The following is a 13,985-nucleotide window of genomic DNA, read 5'->3' on the forward strand; positions in this document are numbered from 1 at the left end:
GGTGCTCTATGGGTGCGGGAGCGCTGTGGTTTCTCGCGCAGTTCCCCGCGCCCCTAGGGTGTTGATCCCTGGGCGAGTTTGAGAGCGTACTCCGGCCACCACTCGCCGGCCTTCGGGCCGCCCTTGCACTCGCCGTCCGACTCTCCCGGTCGCTTCACCCACAGGTAGGCGTCGACCAGGGGGTCGGACGTCTTCGTCGTCGGGGTTTCGCCGAGGGCGCGGCCCGGAGGGTTGCACCAGCGTTCGTCCTCGGCGCCCTCGGTGTAGGGGCCGTTGCCGTTGCGGCTGGTGTCGATGACGAAGTGCTTGCCGCCGATCTTGGCGGAGAGCTGCTTGCCGTAGGCGATGGAGTCCTCGGTGGAGTAGTAGTTGGAGACGTTCACCGAGAAGCCGTCGGCCTGGTCGATGCCGGCCCACTTGAGCGGCTCGTGGATCTGGTCGGGGTTGCCCCAGCCGGCGTTGCCCGCGTCCAGGTAGACCTTGGTGTTCTTCAGGCCCTTCAGCTTGGCGATGGCGCCCTTGAGGAGGTCGTAGCGCTCCTCGTGGAACTCGTCCGGGGTGCAGCCGTCCACCAGGTGCAGTACCGCGTCGGGTTCGAGGATCACGGTCGCCGGACGGTCCCCGATGCCCTTGGCGACACCGTCGACGAAGTCGCGGTAGGCGTCGCCGTCGGCGGCGCCGCCCTGCGAGTACTGGCCGCAGTCGCGGTGCGGGATGTTGTAGAGGACCAGCAGCGCGGTGCGGCCCGCCTCGTCCGCGCCCTCGGTGAAGCCGCGGGCCTGCTCCTCGGGGTTCTCCGGGCTGATCCACTCGGCGACGGGCTGCTGGGCGATCTTGCGGATCTGGTCGGCCTCCGACTTCTTGCCGTCCTCGACCAGTCGGGCGACCTGCCGTGCGGCGGTGCCGTCCGGGTTGACCCAGAACGGGTCGGACTCCTTCGGCTGCTGGGTGATCCCCGCGCCGGCGTCCGCGGCCCCCTTGTCGTCCGAGGACGAACACCCGGTCATCAGTAGCGCCGCCCCCAGCACCACGGCGGACGCCCGCCCCCCGGTGAACGCCCCGACCCCCCTGCTGCCGTACATCAAGCCCCCCTTGGGTGCACTTGTTCCATGTGCTCCGAGCCCCAATCCTGACATACGTCCCGCGACGCCCACGAGGTCGAACCCCACCTTGTCCGCCAGCTGTTACAGCGTGGTGGCACAGGCACTCCCGGTCGTGCCGTACGGGCCGGTGGCGGGGCCACCGGCGGGGATCACCTGCGGGGATCACGAACCGCGACGGGACCGGGACTCGGCGTCGGTCGCCCCTGGGCCCGGCCCGTCCTTCGTTCCGGAGCCGTGCGCACCACGGGCGTCGCGGCCTCCCGCGCCGGTCGCCGGGTCACTCCCGCGGCCCGGACCCCGCGCGGTCGAGGACCGGCCCGGCCGGCGGCCTCCGGGGAGCGGCCCGCGGGCCGGGCCGGGTGGCGGGCACCTGCGCTCAGGGTCCGGTCGCGGTCAGATACGCCGAGACGATCACGTCGGCCGCGCAGCCGCCGGTGGTCCGGTCGGGGGGCCCGGCGCAGGCGACCAGCCGGAGTTCGGCCCGTCCCTCGCGGCGCGGCTCGGGGGCCTGCCGGGTGTCGAACCGTTCGGGGGAGTGGGAGAGGACCCGGACGTCCTCCACGGTGAACTCGGCGGCCCCGGCGTCCGCGCGGGCCACCCGGATCTCCTGGCCGGGTTCGAGCGCGTCCACGGGGTGGAGGGTGGCCGACCCCACCAGCAGCGCGGTGCCGGGCTCCCCCGGTGTCACCCCGCCCGCGGGCCGGCCGACCGTGCCCGGCCGGCCGTGCCCGTCGGCCACCACCGGTACGTGGAGGCCGAGGGCCGGGATGTCGAGGCGCCGCGGCACCGCGGCGGCCAGGGGGCGGTGCGCGGGCGGCAGTTCGACCCTGGGAGGCCGTCCGGCCGCCGCCATGTCACCGGTGGCGGTCCCGGACATCCCGGCGGGTACGTCACTCCGCTCGCGGCCCCACAGCCACAGCCCGAGCAGCAGCACCACCCAGGCCACGCCGGCGAGCAGCCGCCCGGTGCCGGACGGGCAGCGTTCCTCGTCGGAACCCATCGTGCACCTCCAGACATCTGGAGGGTCCCGCGCGGGGTCCGGGGCCGCATCCTCGTGAGCGCGGCGATTACTCCGTACGAGTGAACGTCGGTGTCAGATCAGGTCGACGAGGTCCGCGATGGAGTCCACGACCTTGGACGGCCGGTACGGCCAGTTCTCCACCTGCTCGGTCCGGGTCAGCCCGGTGAGCACCAGGAACGTCTGCATCCCGGCCTCGATGCCGGCCAGCACGTCGGTGTCCATCCGGTCGCCGATCATCGCGCTGCTCTCGGAGTGGGCCCCGATGGTGTTGAGGCCGGTGCGCATCATCAGCGGGTTGGGCTTGCCCGCGAAGTACGGCTGCCTGCCGGTCGCCTTGGTGATGAGCGCGGCCACCGCGCCGGTCGCCGGGAGCGGGCCCTCGGTGGAGGGGCCGGTCTCGTCGGGGTTGGTGCAGATGAAGCGGGCGCCGTCGTTGATCAGGCGGACCGCCTTCGTCATGGCCTCGAAGGAGTACGTACGGGTCTCCCCGAGGACCACGTAGTCGGGCTCGTGGTCGGTGAGGATGTAGCCGATGTCGTGCAGCGCGGTGGTCAGTCCGGCCTCGCCGATGACGTAAGCCGAGCCGTTCGGGCGCTGGTCGTCCAGGAACTTGGCGGTGGCGAGGGCGGAGGTCCAGATGTTCTCGATCGGCACCTCCAGGCCCATGCGGAGCAGCCGGGCGTGCAGGTCGCGCGGGGTGTAGATCGAGTTGTTGGTGAGGACCAGGAAGGGCTTCCCGGAGTCGCGCAGCTTCTTGATGAAGGAGTCGGCGCCGGGGATCGGTACGCCCTCGTGGATCAGCACCCCGTCCATGTCGGTGAGCCACGATTCGATCGGCTTGCGGTCTGCCATGTGCGGGATCTCCTGCCGTACGCGGTCCTGCGTGCGCCTCAGCCTAAACAGACCCGGATCTTGAGGGAATGCCGGATACGGCTCGGCTCGCGGGCGGACGGGCGGACGGGCGGGTGGTTCGGCGGCCGGCGGCAGGGGCGGTGTTCGCGCCAGGCGGCGCGAAAGTGGCGCAAACACGTGTTGCCGCTGTGTCGTATGCGTCGCAGCCTGAGATGGCGGGAGCGCTCCCACGACCGCCCGTGCCCCCACAGCCCGTTCATCGGCCGCCGACAGCACGCGGAAAGAAGGAGATCGTGGCTTGTCATATACATGCTCTTAGGGTGCGGTTCCGTCTGGCATTCGTCCTGTGCGCCCTGCTCGCGGTGCTGCCGGCCCTCGTCCCGTCCGCCACCGCGGCGGCGGCGGAGGAGGACGCGTCCACCGTCCCGCTGCCCTCGCTCAAGGCGACCACCACCCAGGTCGCCTTCGGGCTGAGACGGCCCACCGCCATCGCCGCCCCCGACGACGGCACCGACCGGCTGTTCATCACCGAGAAGTCCGGCACCGTCCGCGTCTACCACCCGGACACCGGCCTGGAACGGACCCCGCTGATCGACATCACCTCGGCCATCGACGAGTCGGGCAACGAGCGCGGCCTGCTCGGCATCGCGATCCCGTCCGACTTCGCCGACAGCCAGGACCTGTACCTGGCGTACACGGCGCTGCCCGACGGCGCGGTCACCCTCGCCCGCTACCGGCTCGACGACTCCCGCTTGGAGCCCCTGCTCTCCCAGGAGCACGCCGAGTACAGCAACCACAACGGCGGCCAGCTCGCCTTCGGCCCCGACGGCAACCTGTACTGGAGCATCGGCGACGGCGGCGGCTCCGGGGACCCCTTCCGTTCCGGACAGCGGCTGGACACCCTGCTGGGCAAGATCATGCGGATCGACGTGAGCCGCGCGTGCGGCTCGCTCGCGTACTGCGTCCCCTCCGACAACCCCTTCGTGGACACGCCCGGCGCCCGCGCGGAGATCTGGCTGTACGGACTGCGCAACCCGTGGCGGTTCTCCTTCGACCGGGCCGACGGCTCGATGTGGATCGGCGACGTCGGCCAGGGCCACTGGGAGGAGATCAACCATCTCGCCCCCGGCCGGGGCGGACTGAACCTCGGCTGGTCCTGCTACGAGGGCCTGGAGAAGTTCACGGACGGGGACTGCGGTCCCGGCGGGGAGTACACCGAGCCGGTCTTCACCTACTCCCCCTACACCGGCGGATGTTCGGTCATCGGCGGGCACGTGTACCGGGGCCGGGAGTACGCCGACCTGGTGGGCGGCACGTACATCGCCACCGACTACTGCTCGTCCACGGTCTGGGCGCTGCGGCCCGACGGACGGGGCGGCTACGAGCAGGCCGAGATCGGCGAGACGCCCACGCAGGTGACGACGGTCGGCACGACCGTCGACGGGGAGTTCTACATGGTCAACGACCTGCCCGGCGGCCTGCACAAGGTGTCCTTCTCGCGGGAGGAACCCACCTGCAGGGTGGACCGTACGGTGACGGCCTGGGGCACCGGCATGACGGTCGACCTCACCGTCACCAACACCGGCGACACCCCGGTGAACGGCTGGACACTGGAATTCCCGCTGACCCTGGAGCAGACGATCATCTCCGACTGGAACACGACCCTCACCCAGCTGAGCAACACGGTCACGGCGACGAACGCCCCCCACAACGCCACCATCGCGCCGGGCGCGAGCATCACGCTGGGCTACCTCGCGGAACACACGGGCGACACGACGACACCCCCACGGTTCATGCTGAACGGCGACGCCTGCGCGGTGACGTAGCTGCGGGCGACGCAGCTGCGGGCAGTCGTGCCTCCCCCAGTGCCTCAAGGGCCTGGGAGGTACCCCCAGGGCGGCACGGGTGGGCGGTGGGGGTACCTCCCGCTCATGGGGGTCCCTCCCGCTCGAGCGAAGCCGAGAGTGGGGGAGAAGCCGAGAGTGGGGGAGGCACCTGGCAAACGCCGGCGAGTGGCACCTGCGCCCGTCAGCCGCGCCAAGGCCGAACCGAGTCTGATACCGGAGGGGGCCGAGGCCCCCTCCGGTCACGCATCGCCCCGCCCGAACAACGGCGCCAACAGCAACTGAGCCGCCCCCTCCGCAACCCCCTGCACCCCACCGGGCGCGACCCGCACCGGCACACCCCCGTCTCCCCCGCCCTCCCGCCGGGCCCGCGCGGCGAGAACCGCCCCGACCCCCCGCACGAACGCCTCGGGCGCGGCAGCGACGGTGCGCCCGCCGAGAAGAACCAGATCGATGTCGAGCAGCCCGACGAGGTTCGCCGCCCCCGCCCCCAGCACCCTCGCCGCCTCGGCGAGATCGCCGCGGGCGACAGCGTCCAGACACAACACCTCGACGCACCCACGCGCCCCGCAGGTGCACAGCCGCCCGTCCAACTGGATGACCTGGTGCCCGAACTCCCCCGCACCGGTCCTGGCCCCCCGGTACACACTCCCGCCCATCACCAGTCCGGCCCCCAGCCCCGTACCGAGGTGCAGATAGGCGAAGGAGCCCCCCTCCCCGCCGACCGCCAGCCCCAACGCCGCCGCGTTGGTGTCCTTGTCGACGACCACCGGCACACCGAGCCGCCGCGCCAGCGCGTCCCGGAGCGGGAAGCCGTCCCACTCGGGGAAGCCGGTGACCCGGTGCAGCACGCCCTTCTCGTGGTCGAGCGGCCCGGGCAGCGCGACCCCGACCCCGAGCGGAGCCCGGTCCGCCCCGCCCTCCCCCGGCACCCGGTCCGCCCCGGCCGTTCCGGCCGTCCCCGGCACCCGAAGCGCCTCGACGACCCCGGTCACCCGCGCGAGTACCGCCTCCTCCCCCGCGCCCAGATCCAGCGGTGCCCGCCTCCGGTCCACCACCGTCCCGTCCAGGTCGACCAGCACCGCCCGCACCTCGTCCCGGTCCAGGTGGACGCCCACCGCGTGCCCCGCCTCCGGGACCAGCCGCAGTACCGTGCGCGGCTTTCCGCCCGTGGACGCCCGGCGCCCCGCCTCGGCCGCCAGCCCGTCCGCCCGCAGCCGGGCCGTGATCTTGCTGACCGCCTGCGGGGTGAGCCCGGTCCGCTCGGCGAGTTCCAGCCGGCTGATCCCCTCCGCTCCCGCGGTCCGCAGCAGGTCGAGCACGAGCGCGGTGTTGTGGCTGCGCAGGGCGAGCAGGTTCACCCCCAGCGGGGCCCCGAGCGCCCCGTGCGCCCCGCCGATGCCGTCGTTCGTCCTGTTCACCCGCCCATTCTCTCCGCTGCTTGCACTTTGGCAACAGCGTTGCCAAAGTAGAGCCATGACTGGCACTCCCCTCCGCGTCGGCCTCGTCGGCTACGGCCTCGCGGGCTCCGTGTTCCACGCCCCGCTGATCGCCGCGACCGAGGGCCTCGCGCTCGACACGGTGGTCACCTCGAACCCCGAGCGGCAGCGGCAGGCCCGCGCCGAGTTCCCGGACGTACGCGTCGCCGCGACCCCGGACGAGCTGTTCGCCCGCGCCGGCGAACTGGACCTGATCGTCATCGCGTCCCCGAACAAGACGCACGTCCCGCTCGCCACGACCGCCCTGAAGGCCGGTCTGCCGGTCGTCGTCGACAAGCCGCTCTCCGGCACGGCGGCCGAGGCGCGTGAGCTGGCGGACCTCGCCGAGGAGCGCGGTCTGCTCCTCTCCGTCTTCCAGAACCGCCGCTGGGACAACGACTTCCTCACCCTGCGCAAGCTGATCGACGAGGGCGGACTCGGCGACGTATACCGTTTCGAGTCGCGCTTCGAGCGCTGGCGGCCCCAGCTCAAGGGCGGCTGGCGGGAGTCCGGCGACCCCGCAGAGATCGGAGGTCTGCTCTACGACCTCGGCAGCCATGTCGTCGACCAGGCGCTGGTCCTCTTCGGCCCGGTGACCGCCGTCTACGCCGAGGCGGACATCCGGCGCGACGGCGCGCGGACCGACGACGACACGTTCATCGCCCTGACGCACGCGAACGGCGTCCGCTCCCACCTCTACGTCTCGGCGACCACGGCCCAGCTCGGCCCCCGCTTCCGCGTCCTGGGCTCGAAGGCCGGCTACGTCAAGCACGGCCTCGACCCCCAGGAGGCCGCCCTGCGCGACGGCCTGCGCCCCGGCGCCGGCTGGGGCGTGGAACCCGAGGAGCTGTGGGGCCGTGTCGGCGTCGGCGAGTCCCCGGTGACCGGCGGCGGCAGCCCCGTACCGACCCTCCCGGGCGACTACCCCGCCTACTACGCGGCCGTGGCGAAGGCCCTGCTGGCCGGCGCCCCCAACCCGGTGACCGCGCGGGAGGCGGCCGCCGCCCTGGACGTACTGGAGGCCGCGCGGCGTTCGGCCCTGGAGAAGGTGACGGTGACGCTGTGACCACCCCGAAGCAGAACCCGGAACTCACCCCGGGCGTGGAGGAGCTGGAGGCGCAGGAACGGCGCCTGGTCTTCCGGCGGTTCACGTACGACGACGCGTGGACGCTCGGCTCCCTGCTGGTGGAGATGGCGCGCGAGCGCCAGGCCCCCGTCGCCATCGACATCCACCGCGCGGGCCAGCAGCTCTTCCACGCCGCCCTGCCCGGCTCCGCCCCCGACAACGACGCCTGGATCGCCCGCAAGCGCCGGGTCGTCGAGCGCTACGGCTCCGCCTCCTACCTGGTGGGCGCCCGTTGTCGCGCCAAGGGCACGACGTTCGAGGATTCCTCGCGGCTCGACCCGGACACGTACGCGGCGCACGGCGGTTCGTTCCCGATCACCGTCGAGGGCGTGGGCGTGATCGGCGCGGTGACGGTCTCGGGCCTCCCCCAACTCCAGGACCACCGCTTCGTGGTGGAGGCCCTGGAGCGGTTCCTGGCCGACCGCGGGCCCGCCGCGTCGGACTGAGGACCGCCCCGCCGTGATGCCGCGAAGGGCCCTCACCGCGACGCGGTGAGGGCCCGGTGCCCGCCCGGGACGGGGAAGGGGCGGGAAGGGGGCGGGGACGGCTCAGACTCCGGCGATCGACTGGATCCAGGAGCGGTACGCCGTCACGTTGGTGTACGCCGTGGTCGTCTGGCGGTCGCTGGTGGAGGCGACGCCCACCTGGACGCCGTTCGCCATCATCGGGCCGCCGGAGTCGCCGCCGGCGGTGATGCCGTCGCCCCGGCGGGCGCAGATGGCGGAGCCGCCGTAGGCGTCGGTGCAGCCGCTGGTGACCGTGACGTTGGCGACCTTCAGGTAGCGGGACTGGCAGTTGGCCTCCGAGCCGCACCGGGAGGTGGCGCCCCAGCCGTACACCTGCACGTTCTGTCCGACGCGCACGGTGCCCGGCTGCCCGAGCGTGGCGTAGGTCGCCGACACGGAACGGTCGAGGCGGACGAGCGCCAGGTCCGCGCCGTGGGTGTAGGTCTGGACGCCGTTGGCCACGGTGCCGCCGCTGTGCTGGTCCAGGCTGCCGATGCGGAACGACAGTCCGCCGCCGGTGACGCAGTGCTTGGCGGTGAGTATCCAGGTCGGGGCGATGATCGTGGCCGAACAGGTCTCCCTGCCGTTGGAGAACAGCCGGGCGGCCCAGGGACCGCTGGAGGCGTATCCGCCGCCGATGATGGGCTGCGGGGCCTTGGTGGTCGGGGGTGCCGGTGCCGCGGTGGCGGTCGCGGTGGGGACGAGAAGCGCGAGGACGGATACCGCCGCCGCGGCGAGAGCGGGAACGAGCCTTGTGATGCGCAAGGTTCCTCGATTCGGGGAGACACGTCGCCTGGACGTGTGCGTGTGGGGGTCGACGGCCCCATGGGCCGCGCCCATGACGAACCGCCGCCCGCCGACGGCAAGTTCGTCATGAGCACGCCCAGAATCCCGGAGGAACCCCGAACGGGGTACTAACACTTGGCGATAACACAGTGCTATGGATGCGGGAAAAGGGAGCGCGGGAAGCCAGTCGCCGCCCCACTTCCCCACTGACGCGAGTCGACCCACCTAAAGGGGCGCGGGACTGTGTCCATATGCGGCTCCGCCGCGCGGGCGCAATCAACCACAACGCACCCGCAGCCGACAACGACCCACAACTCCCCACCCCGTAGTCGCCCCCAGCAAAGCGCTACGCGCCCATGAGTTCCTGCCGCTGCCGCCCGAGCCCCGAGATCTCCAGCTCGACCACGTCCCCCGCCCGCAGGAACGGCTTCGGCTCCGGCTGCCCCAGCGCCACCCCCGCCGGCGTCCCGGTGTTGATGACGTCCCCGGGATGGAGCGTCATGAACTGACTGACGTACCGCACGACTTCACCCACCGGGAAGATCTGCTCGGCGGTCGTCCCGTCCTGCTTCAGCTCCCCGTTGACCCACAGCCGCAGCGACAGGTCCTGCGGATCCCCGACCTCGTCCGCCGTCACCAGCCACGGTCCCAGCGGATTGAACGTCTCGCAGTTCTTCCCCTTGTCCCAGGTCCCGCCCCGCTCGATCTGGAACTCCCGCTCGGAGACGTCGTGCGCGACGGCGTACCCCGCGACATGCGCGAGCCCGTCCTCCGCCGACTCCAGATACCGCGCCGTACGCCCGATCACGACCGCCAGTTCGACCTCCCAGTCGGTCTTCACCGACCCGCGCGGCACCAGCACCGTGTCGTTCGGCCCGACGACCGTGTCCGCCGCCTTGAAGAAGATCACCGGCTCGGCGGGCGGCTCGGCCCCCGTCTCGCGGGCGTGGTCGTGGTAGTTCAGCCCGATGCAGACGATCTTCCCGATCCGCGCCACCGGCGGCCCGACCCGCAGCCCTTCCCCGTCCAGCGCGAGCAGCTCCCCGCTGTCGGCGGCGGCCCGGATCCGTCCGAGCGCGGCCTCGTCGGCGAGCAGCGCCCCGTCGATGTCCGCGACGAGACCCGACAGGTCGCGCAGGACCCCCTCGTCGTCGAGCAGCGCGGGCCGCTCCTGTCCCGCCGTGCCGACTCGCAGCAGCTTCATGATTCCCGTCTCCCTCGATCGCGGGCCCGTCCGATGGGCACGGCCCGGTTGCGGCGGAACGCAGCCATCGGAGGACTGTTCGATCCTCCAATCCCGCGCTCCACTCCGCAATACCCCGTTCACGTACTGGACCGCGCCCGCCCCGCGCTCAGCGGTACAGCACGGCCCGCTCCACCACGCTCCACGTCGTACTGGTCACCATGTACAGCGCGGCCGCCAGCGGCATGACGGCGACGGTGACGAGCGTGAAGAACGACATGAACGGCATCACCTTGGTCACCGCCCCCAGCCCCGGCACCTGCTCCCCCTCACCGGCCGCGGGCATCGCGGGACTGGCGGCCATCATCCGCCGGGACAGCCGGTACCCGAACCAGGCGACCACGGCGACGACCGCGAACAGCCCGACGTACACCAGCCCGGCCCCGCCGAACACCCCGCCGTCCCCGAGCGCGTCCGCCCACCGGCCGCCGAGCGGCGCCTCGAACAGCCGGTGTCCGAGCAGCTCGTTGGTCCGCCCGCCGATCGTCTCGCTGGAGAACAGGTGGTACAGCAGGAAGAACGCGGGCAACTGGAGCAGGCTGGGCAGGCACCCGGACAGCGGCGACACCTTCTCCCGCGCGTGCAGTTCCATCACCGCCTGCTGCAGCTTCTCCGGATGACGGCGGTGCTTGCGCCGCAGCTCGGCGATGCGCGGCTGGAGCGCCGCCCGCGCCTTCTGTCCACGCGCGGCGGCCCGGGACAGGGGGTGGACGAGGAGTCGTACGAAGGCGGTGAACAGAACGATCGCGGCAGCCGCCGCGGAGACGCCGAACAGCGGCTGGAGCAGGTCGGCCAGGTGCTCGACCAGGCTGGCGAAGACGGACATGGGTGAGCCCTCCGGGGGTCTCGTCGTGCCGGAAGTACGGAGAAGGACGGCATGACGACCCGCGGCAGGGCGTGGTGGACGTACGGAAGATACGGAGGAAGCGCCCTACGCGGCGGTCGCCGGGAGGGCGTGTCCGGGTGCCCGGGGTCTGGTGCGCCCCTTGGCGTCGGGATCGCGCTGGGGCAGGAAGGCCGTACGCCGGTCGCGGTCGCGTATCGCCGTGCGCACCCGCGTGGGCGCCACGGCGGGCACGCAGCGGGCGGCGATGAGCGCGCAGACGGCGAGCGCGGCACCGGCCGCGGCGGTCGCGGCGAGCGCGACGTCGACCACGGAGAGCCCGCCGGCGGCCGGCAGCAGGAGCAGGACGGCCTGGAGCAGCGGCAGGAGCACGGCGAAGGCGGAACGCACGGTCACCCGATGACGGATCACTCGCCGCCCCCTCCCCCTCGTCCCGTCGCACCTACCGTACCGGCGTCGTACCGGATCACCGCTCGTACCGGATCGAGTCCGGCCACCGCACCATCACAACGTCCGGCACGGCGCGACGGTTCCGCCGGCCGGACATTCGCCGTACGGATCTCCGGGCTCCGCGAGCGGGCCGGGAACAACCCGCGCCCGCCCTGCTCCCTCACCTCTGTCACCCGTCGGCAGTACGGTGTCACCCATGCGCCCCGACACGCCTGCCGAAAACGTCGACCACGCCGCCGAAGCCGACCGCCTGGAGCGGACCGCCGACCTCTACCCCGAGGACGCCGAGGCCCTGCTCCTGCGGGCCGCCGCCCACCGCGAACTCTCCGGCGACCGCCCCGCCGCGACCGCCCTCTACGACCGCCTGCTGGCCTCCTCCCGGGAACTGGACGACCCGTACCTGGTACGGGCCCTCAAGGCCTCGAACCTCTGGGAGTACGGCCACGAGGCGGAGGCCCGCGCGATCATCACCGGCATCCGCACGGCCGCCCCGCGCGACGCGGCCCCCTGGGTGATCGTCGCGGAGTCCCTGGAGGCGCACGACGAGCTGGAACAGGCGCACGAGACGTTCACGCAGGCGGTACGCCTCCTCCTGACCGGCGTCGAGGCACCCCCGCGCGCCACCCACCCGCTCCTCTTCGGCCGCCACCGCGTGCGCAGGATGCTCGGCGCGGCGCACGACGAGTGGGACGCGCTCGCGGACACCGTCCACACCCTGCCGATCACCCTGGACGAACTCCACGACCCGAAGCGGGTGTGGTCGCTCGGCTCGGAGAACCCGATGGAGCTGGAGGCGGAGATCGTCCGCCTGCGCGCGGAGCTGGGCGCGTACCGGGAGGCGCTGTCCCGCCCGTTCCCGGTGGCGGTGCTCCACTGGCCGGCCGGCGAACTGACGGAACTGCTGTCGGCGTATCCGACGCTCGCGGAGGAGTACCCGACGCACGAGGAGCACCTGGCCTCGATAGAGGCGGCCCTGCGCGAACTGGCCGCGTCCGGCACCCCGAACCTGGGCGTCGTCACGGGCACGGTCCCGTCGTACGAGGCGTTCGCCGCCTCGGAGCTCGCCTCCCCCGCCGACCCGGCCCTGCTCCCGCAGTACGCGACGACGCTGGCGGCCCGGGGCCGGGCGGTGGCGTGGCCGCCGGAGCGGTCGGCGGCGTGCTGGTGCGGTTCGGGACGGACGTACGGCGAATGCCACGGAGCCGACTGACGGACCGCCGGATCGACGGACCCTGCGCCCGTCCGCCAGATCCCGGCGTACGGGCACACAGGTGCTGACACTGCCGCTGCCGCTGCCGACCACTCGGCGGCGTCTACCGCACGGCGGCGTCTACCGCGCGGCGGCAAGGACGAGGGACGCGGCGGCCAGACCCAGGTAGCCGCCGGGAAACGCGATGTTGTGGTAGACGCGGGCCCGGATGTGCGCGGCGACGGCGCCGATGAAGAACAGGACGAGCCCCGCCGCGGCGGCGACGCCGATGAACCGGACGCCCAGGAGCCCGAGCAGAAGCCCGGCGGCTCCCGCGGCCTTGAGCGCGCCGAGCCAAGGCAGCCAGGACCGCGGGACACCGGCCTCGGCCGAGTTGGTGAGGACGAATCCGGCCCTCGTGAAGTCCGCGACGGAGATCGCGGCGTTGGCGACGACCGCCATGACGGTGACGATCACGTAGGCGGTGGACATATGGCTCCCCTTCGGTACGGACTCCCCCTTCGGCCGACCGCGCGGCGGGCGTGGGCGGGCCGCCGCCCGATCGTCGCGTCAAGCCTCCCCGAGCCTCGGAGCGACGGCCAATACCTGCACCTATAACCTGACGGCATGGATGTGGACACCCGGCTGCTGCGCTACTTCGTCGCCGTGGCGGAGGAGGGGACCCTCACCCGTGCCGCGGAACGGCTGTTCGTGTCCCAGCCGGCCCTCACCAAGCAGATCAAGCAGTTGGAGACCCGGCTCGGAGTGCGGCTGTTCACCCGGTCCCGCACCGGCATGGCCCTCACCGAGCCGGGCCGGGCCCTGGCGGAGCGGGTGCCCGGCCTGCTGGCCGACTGGGACCAGGTGCTGCGGGAGGCCAAGAGCGCGGCCGGCCGGGCGGCCCGCGTGCTGCGGGTCGGCTTCCTGGCCAGTGCCGCCAACGAGGCGACCCCGCGCATCATCGCGGAGTTCGCCCGACGCCGGCCGGGCTGGCGGGCGGACATGCGGCAGGCCACCTGGTCGAACCCGAGCGCCGGACTCGCCGACGGGGACGTCGACGTCGCCCTGCTGCGGCTGCCCTTCCCCGGCCAGGACGCCCTGCGGACGGCGGTGCTGTTCACCGAGCCCCGCTGGGTCGCCCTCCCCACGGGGCACCCCTTGGCGGCCTGCGACCTGATCGCCTTCGACGACCTGCGGGACGAACCGTTCGTGGCCGCCCCGCCCGAGTCCGGCTGGTGGCGGGACCACTGGCTGGCCGTCGACGAACGCGACGGCCACCCGGTCACCATCGGAGCCGTCACCGATCAGCCGGACGACTGGCTCAGCGCGATCGCCAACGGCTACGGCATCGCCTTCGCCCCCGCGTCCGCCGCCCGCTTCTACGCCCGCCCCGGCGTGACCTACCGCCCCGTCAGCGGCATCAGCCCCAGCCAGGTCGGCGTCGCGTGGTCCCCCGCCGACGACACCGACCCCGTCGTCCAGGACTTCGTCCGCTGCTGCCTGGACCACAGTCCCAGCCCCGGGGAGAACTCCGCCTGATCAC

Annotated in this window: 14 protein-coding genes; 5 read left to right on the plus strand and 9 right to left on the minus strand. The window is 72.7% G+C overall.

Annotation, left to right across the window (positions count from 1 at the left end; translation table 11 throughout):
• Positions 1 to 53 precede the first annotated feature (53 nt).
• From ACZ62B_RS14875 to ACZ62B_RS14885, 3 genes are all read right to left on the minus strand, one after another.
• Positions 54 to 1,082 (minus strand): glycoside hydrolase family 6 protein, encoded by a 1,029-nt coding sequence (locus ACZ62B_RS14875; RefSeq protein WP_344563624.1) that lies wholly within the window; start codon positions 1,080 to 1,082, stop codon positions 54 to 56.
• Positions 1,083 to 1,479: 397 nt separating this feature from the next.
• Positions 1,480 to 2,103, minus strand: a complete 624-nt coding sequence (locus tag ACZ62B_RS14880; protein WP_468719448.1) for a sortase domain-containing protein — start codon at positions 2,101 to 2,103, stop codon at positions 1,480 to 1,482.
• A gap of 93 nt (positions 2,104 to 2,196) precedes the next feature.
• A complete protein-coding gene (locus tag ACZ62B_RS14885; RefSeq protein WP_344563628.1) occupies positions 2,197 to 2,976 on the minus strand; it encodes an HAD-IIA family hydrolase in 780 nt (259 codons plus the stop codon).
• A 320-nt stretch (positions 2,977 to 3,296) separates the two neighbouring features.
• On the opposite strand from ACZ62B_RS14885, the gene ACZ62B_RS14890 reads away from it, so the two are divergent.
• Entirely contained in the window at positions 3,297 to 4,802 is a 1,506-nt protein-coding gene (locus tag ACZ62B_RS14890) for a PQQ-dependent sugar dehydrogenase (protein ID WP_469690550.1), read from the plus strand.
• A gap of 260 nt (positions 4,803 to 5,062) precedes the next feature.
• Here ACZ62B_RS14890 and ACZ62B_RS14895 read toward each other — a convergent pair whose 3' ends face one another.
• Entirely contained in the window at positions 5,063 to 6,241 is a 1,179-nt protein-coding gene (locus ACZ62B_RS14895; protein WP_469690552.1) for an ROK family transcriptional regulator, read from the minus strand.
• Between the two features lie 55 nt (positions 6,242 to 6,296).
• Between ACZ62B_RS14895 and ACZ62B_RS14900 the strand changes: the two genes are divergently transcribed.
• Positions 6,297 to 7,364: a Gfo/Idh/MocA family protein gene (locus ACZ62B_RS14900; protein WP_469690554.1), complete on the plus strand. Its 1,068-nt coding sequence runs from the start codon at positions 6,297 to 6,299 to the stop codon at positions 7,362 to 7,364.
• Positions 7,361 to 7,870 carry a heme-degrading domain-containing protein gene (locus tag ACZ62B_RS14905; RefSeq protein ID WP_344563634.1) on the plus strand — a complete coding sequence of 170 codons (510 nt, stop codon included), beginning with the start codon at positions 7,361 to 7,363 and terminating at the stop codon, positions 7,868 to 7,870. The genes ACZ62B_RS14900 and ACZ62B_RS14905 overlap by 4 nt, the downstream gene beginning before the upstream one ends.
• A gap of 102 nt (positions 7,871 to 7,972) precedes the next feature.
• Here ACZ62B_RS14905 and ACZ62B_RS14910 read toward each other — a convergent pair whose 3' ends face one another.
• From ACZ62B_RS14910 to ACZ62B_RS14925, 4 genes are all read right to left on the minus strand, one after another.
• Positions 7,973 to 8,695: a S1 family peptidase gene (locus tag ACZ62B_RS14910; RefSeq protein WP_468881498.1), complete on the minus strand. Its 723-nt coding sequence runs from the start codon at positions 8,693 to 8,695 to the stop codon at positions 7,973 to 7,975.
• Positions 8,696 to 9,062: 367 nt separating this feature from the next.
• Entirely contained in the window at positions 9,063 to 9,920 is an 858-nt protein-coding gene (locus ACZ62B_RS14915; protein ID WP_344563638.1) for a fumarylacetoacetate hydrolase family protein, read from the minus strand.
• A 148-nt stretch (positions 9,921 to 10,068) separates the two neighbouring features.
• Positions 10,069 to 10,785, minus strand: coding sequence for a YidC/Oxa1 family membrane protein insertase (locus ACZ62B_RS14920; protein ID WP_344563640.1), 717 nt, complete (start codon positions 10,783 to 10,785; stop codon positions 10,069 to 10,071).
• Positions 10,786 to 10,890: 105 nt separating this feature from the next.
• Entirely contained in the window at positions 10,891 to 11,214 is a 324-nt protein-coding gene (locus ACZ62B_RS14925) for a DUF6412 domain-containing protein (RefSeq protein ID WP_344563644.1), read from the minus strand.
• A 235-nt stretch (positions 11,215 to 11,449) separates the two neighbouring features.
• Between ACZ62B_RS14925 and ACZ62B_RS14930 the strand changes: the two genes are divergently transcribed.
• The gene (locus ACZ62B_RS14930) at positions 11,450 to 12,463 is read left to right on the plus strand and encodes an SEC-C metal-binding domain-containing protein (protein ID WP_468881502.1); all 1,014 of its coding nucleotides are present in this window, start codon (positions 11,450 to 11,452) and stop codon (positions 12,461 to 12,463) included.
• A 120-nt stretch (positions 12,464 to 12,583) separates the two neighbouring features.
• Here the strand turns inward: ACZ62B_RS14930 and ACZ62B_RS14935 are convergent, their stop codons facing one another.
• The gene (locus ACZ62B_RS14935) at positions 12,584 to 12,934 is read right to left on the minus strand and encodes a DoxX family protein (RefSeq protein ID WP_469690560.1); all 351 of its coding nucleotides are present in this window, start codon (positions 12,932 to 12,934) and stop codon (positions 12,584 to 12,586) included.
• Between the two features lie 135 nt (positions 12,935 to 13,069).
• On the opposite strand from ACZ62B_RS14935, the gene ACZ62B_RS14940 reads away from it, so the two are divergent.
• Positions 13,070 to 13,981, plus strand: coding sequence for a LysR family transcriptional regulator (locus tag ACZ62B_RS14940; RefSeq protein ID WP_344563650.1), 912 nt, complete (start codon positions 13,070 to 13,072; stop codon positions 13,979 to 13,981).
• The last annotated feature ends 4 nt before the right edge of the window (positions 13,982 to 13,985 follow it).

This window comes from Streptomyces sp. NPDC053426 (genome assembly GCF_055585405.1).